The organism is Actinomadura rifamycini DSM 43936 (genome assembly GCF_000425065.1).
Lineage (GTDB): Bacteria > Actinomycetota > Actinomycetes > Streptosporangiales > Streptosporangiaceae > Spirillospora > Spirillospora rifamycini.
In genome coordinates this window covers 1-19,341 of record NZ_AULB01000009.1, presented here as the reverse complement: position 1 = coordinate 19,341, position 19,341 = coordinate 1, and the positions used below count along the sequence as shown (strand labels likewise).

14 protein-coding genes and 1 pseudogene are annotated in these 19,341 nt (G+C 76.2%); 5 read left to right on the top strand and 10 right to left on the bottom strand.

Annotation, left to right across the window (positions count from 1 at the left end):
- Positions 1–2: 2 nt before the first annotated feature.
- Both larC and H505_RS0106900 read right to left on the bottom strand, forming a co-directional pair.
- Positions 3–1,238 (bottom strand): nickel pincer cofactor biosynthesis protein LarC, encoded by a 1,236-nt coding sequence (gene larC / locus H505_RS0106905; RefSeq protein ID WP_026401403.1) that lies wholly within the window; start codon positions 1,236–1,238, stop codon positions 3–5.
- Positions 1,239–1,242: 4 nt separating this feature from the next.
- Positions 1,243–2,472, bottom strand: coding sequence for a lactate racemase domain-containing protein (locus H505_RS0106900; protein WP_026401402.1), 1,230 nt, complete (start codon positions 2,470–2,472; stop codon positions 1,243–1,245).
- Positions 2,473–2,572: 100 nt separating this feature from the next.
- Here H505_RS0106900 and uxaC point away from each other — a divergent pair, with 100 nt between their 5' ends.
- Positions 2,573–3,979 (top strand): glucuronate isomerase, encoded by a 1,407-nt coding sequence (gene uxaC / locus H505_RS0106895; protein ID WP_026401401.1) that lies wholly within the window; start codon positions 2,573–2,575, stop codon positions 3,977–3,979.
- The gene (locus tag H505_RS40230) at positions 3,976–5,310 is read left to right on the top strand and encodes a mannitol dehydrogenase family protein (RefSeq protein ID WP_211238409.1); all 1,335 of its coding nucleotides are present in this window, start codon (positions 3,976–3,978) and stop codon (positions 5,308–5,310) included. Before uxaC ends, H505_RS40230 begins: the two co-directional genes overlap by 4 nt.
- A 49-nt stretch (positions 5,311–5,359) precedes the next feature.
- Here the strand turns inward: H505_RS40230 and H505_RS47370 are convergent, their stop codons facing one another.
- Entirely contained in the window at positions 5,360–6,598 is a 1,239-nt protein-coding gene (locus H505_RS47370; protein ID WP_051300373.1) for a PAS domain-containing sensor histidine kinase, read from the bottom strand.
- 244 nt (positions 6,599–6,842) lie between these two features.
- On the opposite strand from H505_RS47370, the gene H505_RS0106880 reads away from it, so the two are divergent.
- Complete coding sequence (locus tag H505_RS0106880) at positions 6,843–8,408, top strand: class I adenylate-forming enzyme family protein (protein ID WP_051300372.1); 1,566 nt, start codon at positions 6,843–6,845, stop codon at positions 8,406–8,408.
- Positions 8,409–8,465: 57 nt separating this feature from the next.
- Here the strand turns inward: H505_RS0106880 and H505_RS47365 are convergent, their stop codons facing one another.
- Genes H505_RS47365 through H505_RS0106860 form a run of 4 tightly spaced genes read right to left on the bottom strand, consistent with a single transcriptional unit; the run spans position 8,466 to position 12,185 of the window.
- A complete protein-coding gene (locus tag H505_RS47365; protein WP_064743515.1) occupies positions 8,466–9,227 on the bottom strand; it encodes a class I SAM-dependent methyltransferase in 762 nt (253 codons plus the stop codon).
- Positions 9,217–10,197 carry an ABC transporter substrate-binding protein gene (locus tag H505_RS40215; protein ID WP_034517004.1) on the bottom strand — a complete coding sequence of 327 codons (981 nt, stop codon included), beginning with the start codon at positions 10,195–10,197 and terminating at the stop codon, positions 9,217–9,219. The genes H505_RS47365 and H505_RS40215 overlap by 11 nt, the downstream gene beginning before the upstream one ends.
- A gap of 7 nt (positions 10,198–10,204) precedes the next feature.
- Positions 10,205–11,056 carry an ABC transporter ATP-binding protein gene (locus H505_RS0106865; protein WP_026401399.1) on the bottom strand — a complete coding sequence of 284 codons (852 nt, stop codon included), beginning with the start codon at positions 11,054–11,056 and terminating at the stop codon, positions 10,205–10,207.
- Positions 11,057–11,063: 7 nt separating this feature from the next.
- The gene (locus H505_RS0106860) at positions 11,064–12,185 is read right to left on the bottom strand and encodes a FecCD family ABC transporter permease (protein ID WP_084549942.1); all 1,122 of its coding nucleotides are present in this window, start codon (positions 12,183–12,185) and stop codon (positions 11,064–11,066) included.
- A gap of 229 nt (positions 12,186–12,414) precedes the next feature.
- On the opposite strand from H505_RS0106860, the gene H505_RS0106855 reads away from it, so the two are divergent.
- Positions 12,415–15,660: an ATP-binding protein gene (locus tag H505_RS0106855; protein WP_026401397.1), complete on the top strand. Its 3,246-nt coding sequence runs from the start codon at positions 12,415–12,417 to the stop codon at positions 15,658–15,660.
- A gap of 49 nt (positions 15,661–15,709) precedes the next feature.
- On the opposite strand, the gene H505_RS0106850 is transcribed toward H505_RS0106855, so the two are convergent.
- The 3 genes from H505_RS0106850 to H505_RS0106840 form a co-directional block, all read right to left on the bottom strand.
- Positions 15,710–16,561 carry a universal stress protein gene (locus tag H505_RS0106850; RefSeq protein ID WP_026401396.1) on the bottom strand — a complete coding sequence of 284 codons (852 nt, stop codon included), beginning with the start codon at positions 16,559–16,561 and terminating at the stop codon, positions 15,710–15,712.
- Positions 16,562–16,728: 167 nt separating this feature from the next.
- The gene (locus tag H505_RS40210) at positions 16,729–17,145 is read right to left on the bottom strand and encodes an OsmC family protein (RefSeq protein WP_051300370.1); all 417 of its coding nucleotides are present in this window, start codon (positions 17,143–17,145) and stop codon (positions 16,729–16,731) included.
- Between the two features lie 141 nt (positions 17,146–17,286).
- Complete coding sequence (locus H505_RS0106840) at positions 17,287–19,005, bottom strand: GAF domain-containing sensor histidine kinase (protein WP_026401395.1); 1,719 nt, start codon at positions 19,003–19,005, stop codon at positions 17,287–17,289.
- A gap of 139 nt (positions 19,006–19,144) precedes the next feature.
- Between H505_RS0106840 and H505_RS40205 the strand changes: the two are divergent.
- Positions 19,145–19,341: pseudogene (locus H505_RS40205) on the top strand (response regulator); the annotation flags it as partial.

Genomic DNA, 19,341 nt, shown 5'->3' with positions numbered 1-19,341 from the left:
GGTCACGCGGACGGGCCCGCCGCCAGGCCGGGCGGTGCCGGTTCGCCGTGCGCGAGCCCGGCGGCGTGCGCGGCGGCGACGGCCGCGTCGAGGACCGCGCGGACGGGGACGCCGCGGTCGGCGGCGAGGCGGGCGGCGTCCTCGAACTCGGGGGCCGCCTGCACGATGCGGCCGTCCCGGTGCCCCACCTTGATCGGCAGCCGCGCGCCGAGGACGTCCACCCGCGCCCAGCCGCGCCGCAGCGCCGTCTTGCGGACGGTCCGCTCCCGGACGCCGAGCGTGCTGGTCAGCCGGAACACCGCCGTCCGCAGCACGGCCGCCCGCCCGGGCGGGCCCAGCACGCACAGCGTGTGCGCGGGGCGTCCCTTCTTCATCAGGACGGGGACGAGCCACGCGTCGGACGCCCCCGCCTCCAGCAGCGACGCCAGGACGCCGGGCCACACGCGGGGGTCGAGGTCGTCGACGTTGGCTTCCAGGACGACCTCCTCGGCCGTCCCCTCCCCCGGCCCCGCCGGCCCTTCCTCGGCCGCGCCGAGGAGGACGCGCACGACGTTGGGCCGTCCGGGGGTGTCGCGGGAACCGGCGCCGACGCCCGTCGCTTCCAGCCGCATGGGCGGCGGGCCGGGCGCCTCGCGGGCGAGCACGGCGAGGAGCGCCATGCCGGTGGGCGTGGCCAGTTCGCCGTCGCCGCCGGCGACGACGCGCCGCCCGGCCGCCAGTTCGGCGACGGCGGGGACGGGCACCGGAAGGTCGCCGTGCGCGGTCGCGACGCGTCCCGCGCCGACCGCGACGGGGCCCGCGGCCACGTCGGTCGCCGCCAGGTCGTCGAGGGCCGCGCAGACCCCGACGACGTCGGCGATCGAGTCCCACGCGCCGGCCTCGTGGAAGACGACGTCGCCGGCGGCGACGCCGTGCACGCGCGCCTCGGCCGCGGCGAGCCGCCCGAACACCGCCAGCGCGTCCTCGCGCACCCGGTCCGGGAGGCCGGCCCGGACGAGCAGCCGCCGCACGTCCCGCCACGTCCGGTGCGGGTGGCCGTCCTCGCCCGGGACCACCCGGACGCGCGCCGCCCGCATCCCCGCCCGCGCCACCTCCTCGCGCACGAGCCGGACCTCGCCCGGAACGACCGCGTCCACCGCGGCCCGGACGGGCGGCGGCGCGGCGCCCGCGTCGAGCAGGGCGGCCAGCAGCATGTCCCCCGCGACGCCCGCCGACGCGTCGATCCACGCGGTCCGCATCCGCTCAGCCGCGCAGCCGGTACAGCACCTCGCCCGCCTGCGGCACGACCAGCGTGCCCGGGTCGGCGGCGAACGCGTCGACGTCGACGCCGGCCGGGTCGAGGTGGTCGAGGTTCGCGCGGCGCACTACGTCCTCGGGGATGCCCGTGGCCAGCGTGACGGTGACCCGGCACCGCTCGCCGTGCTCCGCGTCGTAGGTGCCCGCGCCGCGCAGGTGGGTGGAATGGGCGAGAACGCCCCAGGGCAGGTGCCGGAAGCGGTCCCACTGCTCCGTGAAGTAGTCGCGGCAGTGGTAGCCGATCTCCTCGATCTCGGGGTGCATCGCCGAGATCGTCCGGACGTGCGGCGCGTACAGGACGACCTGGCCGCCGTCCGCGACGACCGGCTCGACCTTGTAGAAGCCCTTCGCGGCCGTCCACATGTCGTCGTACTTGGCGGGCAGCACCGACAGCACGCGCCGCACCGGCGCGTCGAGGTAGCGGACATGGACGCCGGCCGACACCTCGGCCGCCGCCGCCCACGCCTCCTCCGGCGGGCCGAACGCCAGCGAGTGCAGGTCGCCCGACCCGGACGCGACCACCGCGCACAGCGCGAGCCTGCGGCCCGGGATCAGCGCGGCCGCCTCGTCGATCAGGGCCCGGACGGGCGTGACGCCGCGCGTGCCGATGATGTCCGCGCTGGTGATCAGGGCGCCCAGCCAGTGCGACAGGTCGATCACGTCGGCGTGCGCGACGCCCGGGAAGAAGTACTTGTTGCCGCCGGAGAACCCCACGACCTCGTGCGGGAACACCGGCCCGACGACGAGCGCGACGTCGTGCTCCACGACGGCCCGGTTGATCCGCACGTCCACCTCGCGGTGCAGCAGCCCGCCGGACAGCGCGCCCACCCGCGCGGCGCCGATGACGCCGAGCGAGACGAACGTCGACGGCTCCCACCACGCGTGGTTGAGCACGGTCATGCCGGGGAGCGCGGGGACGTGCGCGGCCAGTTCCGCGTCGGTCATCGGCGCGTGCGTCCCCAGCGCGACGAGGACGGTCAGCCGGGACACGCGGCCGTGCAGCGCGGCGTGCACGGCGCGCACCAGCAGCGGGAGCGGGCAGCTCCGGGTGCCGTCGGGCACCACCAGGCACACGCTGCGGCCGTCGAGGTCCTCCGCCGCGAGCCGTGCGGCGACGAAGTCCGCCGCCCGCTCGTCGGAGAGGACGCCGTGCGGGCCGCCGATCCGGTGCGTCATGGCGCCAGCGGACCACGCCCGCCGCCGCGCGGGCAACCGCGCGCGGCAACACATGGCAACCGGTTGCCCGGCGCGTCGGACGCCGAGGACCATTCGGCACATGCCGCTCCACCTGCATCCCGACCGGCTGCTGCCCGCCGACCCCGGCGTGCGCGCCCTGGCGCGGCGGCTCCACGACTCCGTGCGGGGACTGCCGATCCTGTCGCCGCACGGCCACGTCGACGCGCGGCTGCTGGTCGAGGACGAACCGTTCGCCGACCCGGCGAGCCTGCTGATCGCGCCGGACCACTACGTCACCCGGCTGCTGCACGCCGACGGCGTCCCGCTGCACGACCTCGGCGTGGGACGCGGCCCGCTCTCCGAGGCCGCGGCCCGGACGGCGTGGCGGCGGCTGTGCGAGCACTGGCCGGTCTTCCGCGGCACACCCGTCCGGTACTGGCTGGAGGCCGAGCTCGGCGAGGTCTTCGGCGTCGAGGACCGTCCCGCCCCCGGCACCGCCGACCGGATCTACGACCGGATCGCCGAGCGGCTCGCGGAACCGTCCTTCCGGCCGCGCGCGCTGTTCGAGCGCTTCGGCATCGACGTCCTCGCCACGACCGACGACCCCTGCGACGATCTCGCCGCGCACCGCGCCCTCGCCGAGGACGCCGCCTGGCGGGCGCGGGTCGTCCCGACGTTCCGCCCCGACCGCTACCTGGAGCCGGGCCGGGACGGCTGGGCCGACGCGGTCGCGCGGCTGGGCGAGGCCGCCGACACCGACACGTCCGGCTACGAGGGGTACGTCCGCGCGCTGGAAGCGCGGCGCCGCCACTTCGTCAAGCACGGCGCGACGTCCGCCGACCACAGCCACGCGGACGCCCGCACGGACCCGCTGCCGGCCCGCGACGCCGGCCGCATCTACCGCGCCGCCCTCGCCGGCGACGCGACGGAGGCGGAGGCGCTCGCGTTCCGGCGGCACATGCTGCTGGAGATGGCCCGCATGTCGTGCGAGGACGGCCTCGTCATGACGCTGCACCCGGCGGTGCGCCGCAACCACCACCCGCCGACCCTGCACCGCCACGGCCCCGACACCGGCCACGACATCCCCCTGCGCGCCGAGTTCACCGACGCGCTCCGCCCGCTGCTGGAGCGGTACGGGACCGCGGACGGCTTCCAGCTCGTCCTGTTCACCATCGACGAGACGGCGTTCTCCCGGGAGATCGCCCCGCTCGCCGGTTTCTACCCGTCGGTGTACGCGGGGGCGCCCTGGTGGTTCCTCGACGCGCCCGAAGCGATCCGCCGGTACCAGCGGTCCGTCACCGAGACGGCGGGGCTCTCCCGTACCACCGGATTCGTGGACGACACCCGCGCCTTCTGCTCGATCCCGGCCCGGCACGACATGTCCCGCCGCCTGGACAGCGGGTTCCTCGCCGAGCTGGTGGCCGAGCACCGGCTGACCGAGGACGAGGCTTTCGAGGCGGCCGCGGAACTGGTGGCCGTCAACCCGCGCCGGGCGTTCAAGCTGTGATCCCGCCGCTGACCCGTGCCCGCGACGGCCGTCCGTCCGCCCCGGTGCGGATCCTCCACCTCGGCCTCGGCGGTTTCTTCCGCGCCCACCAGGCGTGGTACACCGAGAACGCGCCGGACGCCCCGGAGTGGGGCATCGCCGCGTTCACCGGCCGCAGCACGCGGACCGCGGACCGCCTGAACGCCCAGGACGGGATGTACACGCTGGTCGCGCGCGGCCCCGACGGCGACCGCTTCGAGCGGGTCGGCGCCGTCTCGGCGGCGCACCCCGGCGGCGACCACGCGGCCTGGCTGAGGTACTGGCGCGAACCCCGCCTCGCGGTCGTCACGCTGACGGTGACCGAAGCCGGGTACACCCGGACGCCCGGCGGCGCCCTGGACACCGCCCTCCCGGACGTCCGCGCCGACATCGCGGCGCTCCGCGCCGCCCCGCACGCCCCCGTCGGCACGGTGGCGGCCCGGCTGCTGGCCGGACTGGCCGCACGGCGGCGGGCCGGCGGCGGACCGGTCGCGGTCGTGCCGTGCGACAACCTCCCCGGCAACGGCCGGACGGCCGCCCGGATCGTCCGCGAGCTCGCCGAGGCGGTCGGCCCGGCCTGGGCGCGCGCGGCGGCGCACGCCTCCTACGTGGACACGGTCGCGGACCGCATCACCCCCTGGCCGACGGGCGAGACCGCGGCCGCGGTGGCCGCCGCCACCGGCAGGACCGACGCCGCGCCCGTCGTGGCCGAACCGTTCGCCGAATGGGCGCTGTGCGGGGAGTTCCCCGCGGGACGTCCGCGCTGGGAAGCCGCGGGCGCCCGTTTCGTCCCCGACATCGCCCCCTACGAGCGCCGCAAGCTCCGGCTCCTCAACGGCGGCCACTCGCTCCTCGCCTACGCCGGCTCCCTGCGCGGCCACACCACCGTCGCCGAGGCCATGACCGACCCGCTCTGCCGGACGTGGCTCACCGAGTGGTGGGACGAGGCGTCCGCCGGGCTCGGCGCCGGCCCCGGCCCGGCCGCCTACCGCGCCGCGCTCGTCGAACGCTTCGCCAACCCGCGGATCGCCCACGCCCTCGCCAAGATCGCGGAGAACGGCGCCGACAAGCTCCTCGACCGCGTCGTCCCCGCCGTCCGCGCTGCGCGCGGGAGCGGGAGGATCCCCGCCGCCGCGGTCCGGATCATCGCGGCGTACCTGCTGTACGAGCGCGGCGGCACCGCCCGATCCGTGTCCGGCCCGCCGCGGGACGCGGCATGCGGCATCCTGCACCGGCTCGACCCGGCGCTGGCCCTCGACCCCGGTCTGGTGGACGCGGTCGCCCTGCAAGCCCACGAGCTGGCCCGGAGGTGACGAGCGGAACGCCCTTCCGCGTCCGGCCGTCCGGCGGGGCGGGTGCCGCTCATTCCGATGGCGGGCGCAACGGCAGACGCAGGACCATGCGGGTCCCCTCTGCTTGATCGGCGATGTCCAGGGTGCCGTGATGGGCGTGGGCGATCTGCCGGGCGATCGACAGCCCGAGGCCGGTGCCCTCGGGGTCGCTGCGGCGGGCGTCGGGCCGCCGGTAGAAGCGGTCGAAGACGGCCTCGCGTTCGGTGGCGGGGATGCCGGGGCCATCGTCGGCGATCTCCAGGACCGCCTGGTCGCCGGTGCTCGCCACCGAAACGCCGACGCGGGCGCGGGCGTGCCGCTCGGCGTTGGACAGCAGGTTGTTCAGCAGCCGCCGCAACCGGCGGACCGATCCCTCCACCATGACGCCCGGCGCCAGGTCGCCGGTCTCCTCCACGGCGGGCGAACGGGCCGCGAGCTCGTCCCGGACGAGGCCGCCGAGGTCGACCGCCTGGGTGGGCATCGGGCTGCCCGCCTCCAGACGGGCCAGCTCCAGCAGGTCGGCGACGATGTCACCGAGCCGTTCGGCATCGTGCAGGGCGGCGTGCAGCACCTCCCGGGAGTCGGCGTCCGGGTCGGAGAGGGCGAGTTCCAGGCGGGTCTGCAGGCCCGCCAGCGGGCCCCGCAGGTCGTGGGAGGTGTCGGCGACCACCTGCTGCTGGCGGCGCAGCGCCTGCCGCGCCGCGTCGGCGGCCCGGCGCTCGCGCGCCCGGGCGTCCTGCAGCCGCCGGTTGACCTGCTGCAGCTCCTGCCCGCGCACGAAGAGCTCGGCCTCCGCCGCCTCCACGCCGTCGGCGACCGTGGCGGCCTGCGCCGGAGCCGGGCCGCCGCTCCGGCTCCGGGCGTCGGCCTCCCGGATCCGCTGGACGAACTCGGTCACCTCCGACACCCGGTTCAGAACCAGGACGACGCGGCCGTCCCGGTCCTTCACCGGCGAGTTGACCGCGGTCCAGTACCTCTCCCGGAACACCCCGGGCCGGTCGGCTTCCTCCAGGTCGTACCGCTGCAGCGCCAGCACATCGGTCTCCCCCTCGCTGACGACCCGCTGCAGCGAGGCCCGCAGTTCCCGGGGGCCTCCCGACGGCCCGCCGGAGAACACGTCGAACATCTCCCGTCCGATCAGCCGGTCGCGCGACTGGCCCACCAGCTCCTGGTAGGCGTGGTTGGCCGCGACGAACACCAGGTCCGTCGACAGCACCGCGCACGCGACGGGCAGCGCCTCGAACACTTCGGAGAAGTTCACCTCGCTCACCCGGTGATTTCTACTCCACGCACGGTCAACGCCGCCGTCCCGGCGGGTAGGCCCCCCGCAAAGCCTCCGCCGCGCGCCGCACCGGCGGCGATCCCGGGTCCCCGGAACGGGCGCGGGACCTGCCCCGCCCGGAGGGCGACGTACCGCTCCGCCGCCAGGGGTTCGCCGGGCGGGCGCGGTTCGAGGCGGCGGGAACGGGCACCGCCGGACGGGCGGACCAGCCGAGGAGAGGAACCAGGCGGCCATGACACAGCCGAGCACCTCCAGGGGGCGGGCGCGCACCGCCGGGGCGCAGCTGAACCTCGCCGGCGGCATCCGGGAGTTCGCGCGCAGCACCCCGGCGGCCACGGCGCTCGTCGACGGCGACCGCCGGATGACCTTCGCCGAACTCGGCGACCGCAGCGACCGCGTCGCGGCGCTGCTGGCCGACGCCGGGTCGGGGGCGGGCGGCCGGGTCGCGGTGCTGCTGGGGAACCGGCTCGAGTACGTGGAGATCGCGGCGGGCGCCGCGAAGGCGGGCGCCGTGCTGGTGCCGCTCGACCCGCGCGGCACCGCCGCCGAGCACGCCGCGCTGATCGACCGGTCGGGGGCGTCCGGGCTGGTCGCCGACGCCGCGTTCGAGGCGGACGTCCCCGACGCGGCCGAGGACCTGCCGCTCGTCCTCCGGCTCGGCGCGGGATCCTGGGGGCGCCCCTACGAGCGGGCCCTCGCGGCGTCGCGGGCGGCCGACCCGCGCGCCGACGTCGGCGAGACCGACCCGTTCTGCGTCCAGTACACCTCCGGGACGACCGGACGGCCGAAGGGCGCGCTGCTGACCCACCGCTCGCGGGTGCTCACCATGTTCGGCTGCGCCGTCGACTACGGCCTCGGGCCCGGCAGGCGCACCGCCGCGGTCGCGCCGATGGCGCACGGCGCCGGGTTCTGCTTCGCCTACGCGGGCCCGTTCCTCGGCGGCACCACGTCCATGATGCGCCGCTGGGACCCCGAGGAGCTCCTCCGCATGATCGAGCGCGACCGGCTCCAGACGGTCTTCCTGGTGCCGACGCACGCGCACGCGCTGCGGCGGGTCATGGAGCAGGCACCGCGCAGGCACGACCTGTCGAGCCTGGAGACGATGTACTTCGACGCCGCGGCGCTGCCGGTGCCGCTGAAGGAGTGGGTCATCGACGCCTTCCCCGGCGTCGGCGTGCACGAACTGTACGGGTCCACGGAGGCGGGCATCGTCACGAACCTGCGCCCCCCGGACGCGCTCCGCAAGGCCGGGACGGTCGGGCACCCCTGGTGGATGACGGAGGTGGCGCTGCTCGCGCCCGACGGGCGGGAGGCCGGGCCCGGCGAGCCGGGCGAGCTGTTCAGCCGTTCGCCGTTCACCATGCTCGGCTACCTGGACGATCCCGGGGCGACCGCCGAGGCGGTCCGGCCGGACGGCTTCCTCACCTCCGGCGACGTCGCGGTCCGCGACGACGAGGGCTTCATCGCCATCGTCGACCGCACCAAGGACGTGATCGTCTCCGGGGGGTCGAACATCTACCCGCGCGAGATCGAGAACGTCCTCGCCGGCTGCGACGGCGTCGCCGAAGCCGCGGTCGTCGGGCTGCCCGACGAGAAGTGGGGCGAGGTCCCCGGCGCGTTCGTCGTCCCGCGTCCCGGCCGCGACCTCGACTTCGCCGCCCTGGAGGCGGCCGTCCGCGCCGTCCTGGCCCCCTACAAGGCGCCGAAGGTGTGGCGCGCCGTGGACGCGCTGCCGCGGAACACCGGCGGCAAGATCCTCAAACGCGTCCTCCGGGAGGTCTACGGCGGGCCGCGATGAGGACCGAGGGCGTCGCGTCGAACCCGGGCCGGGTTCGGGATCGCCGGGGCCGCTCCGTCATCGCGGGCCTCGCGCGGGGTCCGGGTCCGCCTCCGGGTTTCGCGCGGTGATCAGGTGCTGCAGGGTGCGGCGGTGGTCCGCCGCGACGCCGTGGACGCCGTCGAGCTCGTAGAGCTCGGTCAGCGGAGCGACCTCGACGTCCGCGAAGCCGGCGGCGACGATGCGCTCCCGCCAGGCGGTGATCGTCTCCGCTTCGGCCAGCACCAGGGCGCGGCGGGCCTCCTCGTCGTAGGCCCGTGCCCGCGGGTCGGTGTCGGAATGCCGCATTCCGCCCGCGTGCCAGGGGGCGTCCACGACGGCCAGCCGGCCGCCCGGCCGGAGCAGGCGGCGCCAGTTGCGCAGCGCCGTGTCGACGTCGGGCAGCGTCCACAGGAGGTAGCGGCTGACGATCGCGTCGAAGGGGGCGCCGGGCACCGCCGGCCTGACCGCGTCGCCCTGGAGGAAGGCGATGTCGAGCCCGCGGCGGCGCGCGTTGCCGCGGGCGTGGTCGAGCATGGCGGGGGCGATGTCGATCCCGGTCACCCGGCGGCCGAGGGCGGCGATGGTCAGTGCGGCGTGCCCGGTGCCGGTGCCCGCGTCGAGCACGGTCTCGGCGTCGTCCGGCAGCGCGTCCCGCCAGACCCGGGTCCAGGCGGCGCCGTAGTCGGGGTGCGCCAGCCGCTCCTCCTGGAACCGCTGGTAGGCGGGGGCGTGCTGGTCCCAGTACCAGGTGATCCGGTCCTGGATCGGCGAGTTCGGCGGCACGGCGTCACTTCCCATCAAGGTGGTCCGCCAGGCGCTCCAGCCCGTCGAGGACCAGAGGCGTGGGCGGTTCGGTGAAGTTGAACAGCTGCACCGCGACCGCGTCGTTCCGCACGGCGCGGAGCTCGCGGGCGCCGGGGATGTCGAGCAGGGCCTGCTCGATCTCCCGGTCGGTCCCGTCGGTGTGCAGCAGGACGATGACGTCGGGGTCGCGCGCCAGCAGCTCCTCCATCGAGACCTCGAAGACGCGCTTGTCGACGTCGGCGAACACGTTCCGGGCGCCGAGCGTCTCGAGCTGCGGCGTGGCCATGCTCTGCCCGCCGTAGGCCCCGACGGTCCCTTCGCCCCGGTAGGGCCACAGCACGGCGGCCTTGCGGCCCTTCCGGCCGGACGGCTCCGTCCGGACGGCCCGGACGCGCTGCCGGAGGTCCTCGACGGCCCGCTCCGCCTCGGCCCGCCGGTCGAAGACCTTGCCGTACAGCCGCATCTGCTCGTAGATCGTCTCGTAGCCGGGATCCCGGATGCCGTCCGGGCAGAAGCTGGGCTCGTCGAGCACGGGGATGCCGACGGCGGCGAGGGCCTCCCGCGAGACGCCGTCCGGCAGGCCGAGCACCAGGTCGGGTTCCTGAGCGATGATCGACTCGGTGGAGATCTTCAGGTGTCCGTCGGAGCCGAGGCGGTCGGTGAGGGAGGGGACCCTCTCGACCGCCGCGAGGGTCTCTGCGGAGTAGTACTCCGGCGGGAACCGCCCGGCCCGCGAGGCCAGCCGGTCGAGCACGCCGAGCGTGGACAGGTACTGCAGCGGAGCACTGTTCACGATCATGACGCGGGAGGGCGGCTCCGGCACCCGGACGTCCGCCCCGCAGTTCTCGACGGTCAGGGGGAAGCCCGCCGCCGTGCCGCCGCCCGCCCCGGAGCCGGTCGAGCCGCAGCCGGTGAGCACGGCGGCCAGCAGGACGGCCGCGGACCAGGCGAGGTGTCGCTTCACGGGCGGATCACTCCTTGCGGTGACCGGCGCGCCGTTCAGGCCGGCCGGAGGCGGGGACGGACGCGGGGACGGACGCGGGGCCGCCGGCCGGTCCGGACACGGCGTCGAGCGGGTGGAAGAGGAACTGGATGCCGCGGGACGTCTCGAGGCGCTCGACCCCGACGCCGTAGACGCCTTCGAGCAGCTCGGCCGTCAGCACGTCGGCGCACGGCCCGTGCGCGACGACGTCGCCCTCGTGGAGCACCAGGACGTCGTCGCAGTAGCGGGCGGCCAGATTGAGGTCGTGCAGCACGATGACCGTGGTGACGCCGAGCCCGCGGATCAAGGCGAGCAGCTCGTGCTGGTAGCGGATGTCGAGGTGGTTGGTCGGCTCGTCGAGCACCAGGTGGGTGGGGCGCTGCGCCAGAGCGCGCGCGATCATCACGCGCTGCTTCTCCCCGCCGGACAGCCCGGTGAAGACGCGGTCCGCGAGGTGCCGCGCGCCGACCCTGCGCAGGACGGCCGCCGCGATGCGGTGGTCCTCCGCGCCGTTGCGCGCGAACATCGCCTGGTGCGGCACCCGGCCGAGCATGACCATGTCGGCCACGGTCATCGGCAGGTCGCCCGACGGCTCCTGCAGCACGACGGCGACCTGCCGGGCCAGTTCCCGGTGGGGGAAGGAGTCCAGCGGACGCCCGTCGAGCAGCACCCGGCCGCTGCGCGGGGCCGCGATCCCGGTGAGCATCCGCACCAGCGTGGTCTTGCCGCTGCCGTTGGGGCCGAGCAGCCCGAGGACCCGGCCGGACTCCGCCCGCACGTCGATGTCGCGCACCACGGTCGTCGCACCGTACGCGTAGCCGAGCCCGACTCCTTCGATCACGGGTGCCTCACTCGCTTCCTGCGTGCAGCCGGCGGACCAGGATGAGCAGGAACGGCGCGCCGACGAGCGCGGTGATGATGCCGATCGGCAGCTCCTGCGGGCTGAGGATCATGCGGGCGGCCAGGTCGGCCCACAGCAGGAACGTCGCGCCGATCAGCGCGGCGACGGGCACGGCCCGCCGGTGCGTGGCCCCCACCGCCCGCCGGGCCAGGTGCGGGATCACCAGCCCGACGAAGCCGATGCTGCCCGCGGCGGCCACCAGCACCCCCACGGCCAAGGACACCAGGACCAGCAGCACCAGGCGGAACCGCGTCGGCGAGATGCCCAGGGTGTGCGCGGTCTCGTCCCCGAGCGCCAGGGCGTCCAGGCGCCGTCCCCACAGCGTGAGCAGCGCGGTCACCAGGGCGACGGCGACCAGGACCACGGCCAGCGGCGCCGACCAGTGCGCCAGCGCCAAGGTGCCCAGCAGCCAGAACAGCACCGACCGGGAGCCCTCCGCCGAGTCGGACGCGAAGATCAAGAAGCTCGTCAGGGCGTAGAGCGCGTAGCCGACGGCCACGCCGGTCATCAGCAGCCGCGTCGAGGTGATCCGCCCGGCCGCCCGCGCGATCACGAAGACCAGCAGCGAGGCGGCCAGCGCACCCAGGAATGCCGCGGCCTGCAGCGCGTGCTCCCCCCACCCCGCGCCGAACCCGAACAGGATCGCGGCGGCGGCGCCCGTCGAGCCGCCCGAGTTGACCCCGAGCAGGTACGGGTCGGCCAGCATGTTCCGCACCATCGCCTGCAGGGCCGTCCCGGTGACGGCGAGCCCGGCGCCGACCGCCGCGCCGAGCAGCACGCGCGGCAGCCGGACCCGCCACACGATCGCGTCCTGCGACGACCGCCAGGTGGCCTCGGCCGGGCTGCCGATCAGATGGTGGCCGACGATCTCGAGGACGGTCGGCGGCGGCACGGACACCGAGCCCATCCCCACCGCCGCGACGACCGTGCCGCAGAAGACCGCCAGCAGCCCGAGCAGGAGCAGCAGGTACCGGCGCCGGCGGGACGACGCCCCGAGGTCGTCGTCGAGGCCGTCGTCGAGGCCCGACGCGGGTACCCCGGCCGACGGGGCCACCGATGACGCCCTCATGCATCCCCTCAGTTCTTGCGGTCGATGTGCAATAACTAATGTGATGCAGGAAGCCCCGGCAAGCAAGATCACCGCGCGAGAAACCTTCGGCGCCGGGGCGGGCCGCGCAGGCCCCGTGGAGGACGTGGCGGCCACCCGGTCCATCTGGCGTCCGACCTCGGCGAGCACGTGGCGGGCGCCCCGGCACGGAACTCCCGCGCCGGCACCGTCCACGTACGATGTGCGGATCATGGTCTTCATCCGGGTGCTGGGCTCGTTCGCGGCCGAGGTGCACGGTGAGAGCGTCCACCTCGGCGGGCCGCGGCAGCGGGGCGTGCTGGCGCTGCTGGCGGCGGCGCGCGGCCGGGTCGTGCCGGTCGACCGGATGATCGAGGACCTGTGGCGCGGGGAGCCGCCCGCGCGGGCGCTGACGTCCCTCCAGGCATACGTGTCCAACCTGCGCCGGCTGCTGGAGCCCGCGCGCCCGCCGCGCACGCCGGCCCGGCTGCTGGTGAGCGCCCCGCCCGGCTATGCGCTGCGGCTGCCGCCGGAGTCGGTGGACGCGTGGCGGTTCGAGGACCTGCTCGACCGGGCCCGGGCCGACCCCGACCCGCGCGCCGCCCGGGCCCGGCTCGCCGAGGCGCTGGCGCTATGGCGGGGGCCGGCGTTCGCCGAGGTCGCCGACGAGCCGTGGGCCGCCGCGGAGACGGCCCGGCTCAACGAGCTGCGCCTGGTCGCCGCCGAGCTGCACGTCGCCGCGGGGCTGCGCACCGGCGACCCCGCCGCGGTGGTGCCGCAGGCCGAGCGGCTCACCCGCGAAGAGCCGCTGCGCGAGGAGGGCTGGCGCCTGCACGCCCTGGCCCTGTGGAGCAGCGGCCGCCAGGCCGACGCGCTGGCGGCGCTCCGCCGCGCCCGCGGCGTCTTCGCCGAGGAGCTCGGGCTCGACCCCGGCCCGGACCTGACGGCGCTGGAGGAGGCGATCCTCACCCGCCGCACGGACGTCATGCGCGAGACCGTGCCGCCGCCACCGCCGCCACCCCCCTCGCCACCGCCGCCCGCACCGCCGTCAGCGCCGGTCGGCGAGGCGCCGTTCGTCGGACGGGAGGCGGAACTGTCGGCGCTGGTCACGGCCGCCGCCGAGGCCGCCGGGGACGGCGCCCGCGTCGCCCTCGTCACCGGTGAGGCCGGGCTCGGCAAGTCCACGCTCCTGGAGCACCTCGGCGGACGCCTGGAGCGCGACGGGTGGCTGGTCGCCGCCGGCCACTGCCCCGAGGTCGACGGGGCGCCGCCCGCGTGGGCCTGGACCGAGGCGCTGCGGGCCGTCGCCGCGGCCGCGCCCCCGGGCGCGTTCGCCGCCGACCTCGCGCCGCTGCTCACCGACACCGGGCCGGTGGCCGCCGACGCCGCCGCGGGGCGGTTCCGCCTGCGCCGGGCCGTGTGGCGATGGCTGGCGGCGGTCGCCACGGAACGCCCGGTCGCCGTCGTGCTGGACGACCTGCACCGGGCGGACGCCGCCACGCTCGAACTGCTCGGCGGCGGCCTCGGCCTGCGGGCCCCGATCCTGGTCGTCGCCGCGTACCGCGCGGACGAGAGCGCGCACCTCACCGACACGCTGGCCTCCCTCGCGCGCGCCGCGCCCCTGCGCCTGCCGCTGCGGGGGCTGGACGGCGAGGCCGTGGCGGAGCTCGTGCGGGCCGAATGCGAGACCGACGAGGAGACCGTCGCGGGGATCGCGGAGCGGACCGGCGGGAACCCGTTCTACGTGCGGGAAAGCGCCCGGCTGCTGAACGGCGAAGGCGCGCTGGTCGCCCTCTCCGAGGTCCCCGAAGGCGTGCGGGACGTCCTGCGGCGGCGCTTCGCGCGGCTGCCCGAGGGAGGCGTGGCCGTGCTGCGGCTGGCCGCGGTCGCGGGCCGGGAGAGCTCGGTGGAGGTGCTGGTGAACGCCGCCGACACCGACGAGGACGGCGTGCTGGACGCGCTGGACGCGGGTGTGATCGCCGGACTGCTGAGCGAGCCCGGCCCCGGACGGGTGCGGTTCGTCCACGCCCTCGTCCGCGACACCCTCGTCGCCGACGTCAGCCGCCTGCGGGCTGCCCGCATGCACGCCCGCATCGCCGCCGCGCTGGAAGGCACCGGCGACGTCGCGGCGCTCGCGCACCACTACGCGCGGGCCGGTTCTCCCAAGGCCGTCCGGTACTGCGTCGAGGCCGCCGACCTGGCCGAGGCGCGCTACGCCCACGACGTCGCGGCCGATCTCCTCACCGCCGCGCTCGCGAACGCGTCCGACCCGCGGGAGCGCGTCGACCTGCACGGCAGGCTGCTGCGCGCGCAGATCCGGGCGGGGGCCGTCGGAGCCGCCCGCGAGACACGCCGCGAAGCCGTGGAGTACGCGGAGTCCCTGGGCCGCGACGACCTGATGATCGCCGCGTTCACCGCCTGGACCGAGCCGACGCCGTGGCAGTCCCGCCCGTACGGCACCGTGGACCGCCCCGTCGTCGACCGGCTGAGCCGCCTGCTCGAGCGCACCGACCTGGCCCCGGAGACGCGCGGCCGGCTCCTCGTCGCCTACGCCGACGAACTGGCGGGCGAGGACGACCCCACCGTCCTGGCGGCGGCCCGCGAGGCGCTCGGCCTCGCCACCGGGCCGCACCTGCGGGCGGCGGCGCTCGGGGTCCTGGCCCGAGGCATCGGCGGGCCGGACGGACGCGCCGGACTCTGCCGCGACCTGGTGGCGATCGGCGTGGAGCACGGCGTGCCCGCCTACCGCGTCGCCGGCCTGCTCAACCACGCCTGCGCCGCCGCCGAGGCCAACGACCCGGCCACCATGCGCCGGACGGCCGCCGAGGCCGGCGGCCTCGCGCGCGCCTACCGGCTGCCCGAGGCGGCGGGCGTCGCCGAGGTGACACTGGCGACCCTGGCCCTCATCGAGGGCCGGTCCGCCGACGCCGAACGGCGCTACCGGCGGGCCGCCGACGGCATGCGGCGCGCCGGCTCCCTGCACGCCTCCGGCTTCCTCGGCTTCGCGCTGGCCGCGACGTGGATGAGCGACGGCACCCTCGTCACGCGTCTCGACGAGGTGCGCGCCCTCCACGAGGCGGCGGGCCCGATGGCGTCCGACCTGCTGGTCCTCGCCCTGCACGGCAACGGCCTGAGCGGCGAGGCCCGCCGGGTCCGGACCTCCGCCCCGATCCGCCCCGACTACTTCTTCACCTTCCTCACGACTCTCCGCGCCATGGCCGCCATGGCCCTGGACGACCGCGCCGCCGCCGAGGAGACCTACGCGAGGCTGCTTCCGCACCGCGGCGGCCCCCCGGCGGGTGCCGCGAGCCTGTCGCTGGCGCTGCGCCCGGTCGCCCACACCCTCGGTGAACTGGCCCTTTTCCTCGGCCGCGACCGGCAGGCCGCCGCCGCCCATTTCGCCGAGGCCGCCGCCATCGCCGACCGGTGGAACGCCCCCCACTGGGCCGCCGACGCCCGCTCGCGAATCCCCGCCTGAGTCGCGCCGCCTGAGTCGCGCCGACGGCGTCGACGCCGTCGGCCGGGCGTCACGGCGAGGGGATCACGGCGATCGGGCAGGGGGCGTGGTGCACGGCGCCGTGCCCGACCGCGCCCAGCGCCGGGAGCGGACGCCGGTGCCGATGCGCGCCCACCACCAGCAGCCGCGCGTTCCGCGCCGCGTCCGCCAGCGCCGCCACGGGCTGCGCGCAGGGCAGCTCCTCGATCACCTCGACCTCGGGATGGCGGGCGCGCCAGGGAGCGACGACCCCGGCCAGGGACTCGCCGAGCTCCTCCCGCGTCCGGGCGTGGTCGGCGGCGGTGACGGCGGGCTGCATCGACGGAGGCAGCCGCCAGGCGTGGACGACCCGCAGCCTCGCCTTGTGCAGGAGTGCGGCGTCGAAGGCGTACTCCAGGGTCGCCTCCATGCCCCGCAGCAGGTCCACGCCCACGACGATCTCCTCGCCGTCGCCGCGTCCGCGCACGATCACGACCGGTACCGGCAGGTGCCCGGCCAGCCGCAGCCCGTTGGACCCCAGCAGCAGGCCCCGGAACCCGCCGAGTCCGCGGCTGCCCAGCACCAGCTCGTACGCCCCCTCCGCCTCCCGGCGCAGGACGACCGGGACGGCGTCGGCCACGACCGCCGTCGTGACCTCCAGGCCCGGCCGTCCGTCCGAGGCCCTCCGCTCGGCGTCCGTCACCGCCTTCCGGCCGGACGCGGCGGCATGGTCGTCGACCTGCACGGGCGCGTACGCGGGGGCGCCGAACGCGTACGGCCAGACCGCCGCGGCGTGCACGATGTGCAGCGGCCTTCCGCGCCGGGCCGCCTCGTCCGCCGCCCAGTCCACCGCCCGGTCGGCGCATTCGGACCCGTCCGTCCCCACCACGATGCGTTCCGGCATGCCTCCTCCTTCGCGTGCGGCGTCCCGGAGCCGCGCCACGACGCGCCTTCGGCGCCGGATTCCACCCCATCAAGCCGGGCCGCTCCGTCCCCAGGGGCGAACGTCCCGTCGTCCGGCTCCGACCACGGACCTTCGTCCCTGCGCGGCCCGGCGTCTCCTCACACGGCTCACACGGCCGCGGGGACGGCCGACACGACACGGAGGCCGATCCGCGGGAGACCGCCGATCGAGGCGCGCACCGGGCACGCCTCCATGGCGGCGAGGAACCCCCCGTGCTCCTCCGGCGACAGCGGCAGCGGCGGCCGCACGTCGAGGTCGACGCGATCGACGCGGGGCGGCCGCCCCGGCCCCATGGCGAAGTCGGCCATGACCTCCAGTCCGTCCGCGGGGAGCCCGCGCCGGACGAGGTACTCCCGGCCCTGGTGGGCCGCACCGGCCGCCAGCGCGGCGACGAACAGCTCCACCGGCGTCGGGCCGCAGTCGAGACCGCCCGACGTGTACGGCCGGTCGAGGTTCACGACGTGATCGCGGACGATGACGGCGAAAGCGGTCTTCTCCCGGTGCAGGACCGTCATGGTGCTCATAGCGCTCGCCTCCCGTGGCGTCGCCGCGGATCGTTCCGGACCTCAAGCCTCGCCCGGCGGCGCGCGCCCGGGTAGGGATGAAGGTCCCTTCACGGCGGGACCGTCGGCCGGGCCGGCGCCCGCCGCGGGACACGGCGCCGGTCAGTCCCCGTCCAGGGGCGCCGTCCATTCGAGTTCGGTGCCGCCGCCGGCCCGGGGCCGGACGGCGAACGCGCCGCCGCACCGCTCGGCGCGTCCCCGCAGGTTGTCGAGGCCGCTGCGGCGCTCCGTCCCGGTCATCCCGACGCCGTCGTCCTCGACGCGCAGCGTCAGCTTCTCGCCCGCGTGCACGGTGACCTGCACCGCACCGGCGCGGGCGTGCCGGGCCGCGTTGGACAGCGCCTCCCGGAGCACGGCGACCGCGTGGTCGGCCGTCTCGTCGTCCACGAGCGTGTCCAGCGCGCCGTCCAGCCGGACGGACGGGGGGAAGCCCAGGCTCTCGGCGGCGGCGTCGATCACCGCGTGCAGGCGGCCGCGGAACGTCCCGTCGCCGGACGGCGTCTGCAGCGCGTAGATCGTCGAGCGGATCTGCCGCATCGTGGCGTCCAGGTCGTCCACCGCCCGCCGCACCCGCGCGTCCACCTCGGGCTTCTGGACGATCTCCAGGGTGGCCATCAGGCCCATCGCGGTGGCGAACAGCTGCTGGATCACGGTGTCGTGGAGGTCCTTGGCGATGCGGTCGCGGTCCTCCAGCAGCGCCAGCCGCTCGGCGTCCCTGCGCCGGTCCGCCAGTTCGAGCGCCACCGCCGCCTGGCCGGCGTACGCCTCCAGCAGCCGCTGCGCGCCCTCGGGGAAGGCGTGCCCGCCGGGCGCGTTCATCGCCCAGACCACGCCCCGCGCCTGCTCCCCCGCCCCCAGCGGCACCATCAGGAGCGGACCGACGCCGAGCGCCCCCGACACCTCGCTCCCGCGCAGCGCCCCGTCGCCGTCGGCCACGCGGAGCGACGCGCCCGTCGTGAACACCTCGCCGCCCGTGGATCCCTCGACCGGCACGGCGCCGCCGCGGACCTGGTCCGCCCCGCGCCCGTCCGCGGCCACCGTCTCGAACCGCTCGCGGTCCTCGTCGACCAGGGCCACGGCCGCGAGGTCCGCGCCGACGACCTCGCGGGCGCGCCGCGCGACGACCGCCGTCGCCTCCACCGGATCGGGCCCCGACAGCAGCGCCGTGGAGATCTCGGCGGACGCCTTCAGCCACCGCTCCCGGCGCCGCGTCTCCTGGTAGAGGCGGGCGTTCTCGATCGCGATACCGGCGGCCGTCGCGAGGGCGGTGACCACGGCCTCGTCCTCTTCCTCGAACGCACCGCCGTCGGTCCGCTCCGTCAGGTAGAGGTTGCCGAACACCTCGCCGCGGATCCGGATGGGGACCCCCAGGAAGGAGCGCATCGGCGGATGGTGGTCGGGGAAGCCGTAGGAGTCGGGGTGCCGGGACAGGTCGGCGAGCCGCAGCGCGCGCGGATCCTTGATCAGCAGCCCGAGGATGCCGTGCCCGTGCGGCCAGTGGCCGATCCGCGCGATCTCCTCCTCGGTGACGCCGACCGTGATGAACCGGACGAGCCGTTCCCCCTCCTCGTCGATCACCCCCAGCGCCCCGTACCGGGCCTGCGCGAGACCGGCGGCGGCCTCGGCGATCCTGCGCAGCACCGAGTCGAGGTCGAGGTCGCTGCCGATCGACACGACGGCGTCGAGCAGCCCGTGCACGCGGTCCCGGGACGCGCGGACGGCGTCCAGCCGGGCCTGCAGCTCGCCGAGCAGGTCGTCGAGCCGCAGATGAGGGAGGATTCCCCGGGCTCCCTCGTCGTCCGGCGGTGGCTCCAGAGGCACACTGCCATTATCGTCGCCCGCGCCGCGAATGCCACTTTCGGGACCTTGGTCCCTAAGGCCGGGGACTCCTGAAACCGCTCGGGAAAGCAAACGAAGGGTAGCGTTCGTTTCATGAGCACATGCTCGAGGGAGCGATGCCATGAATCCGACGACCGAAGGCCGTGACGCGGCGGCGGGCACGGCGATCCGCGTCTTCCTGCTCGACGACCACGAGGTCGTGCGCCGGGGCGTGTCGGCGCTGCTGTCGGCCGAGGCCGACCTCGAGGTCGTCGGCGAGGCGGGCACGATGGAGCAGGCCCTGGTCCGCGTCCCCGCCGTCCGGCCGGACGTCGCGGT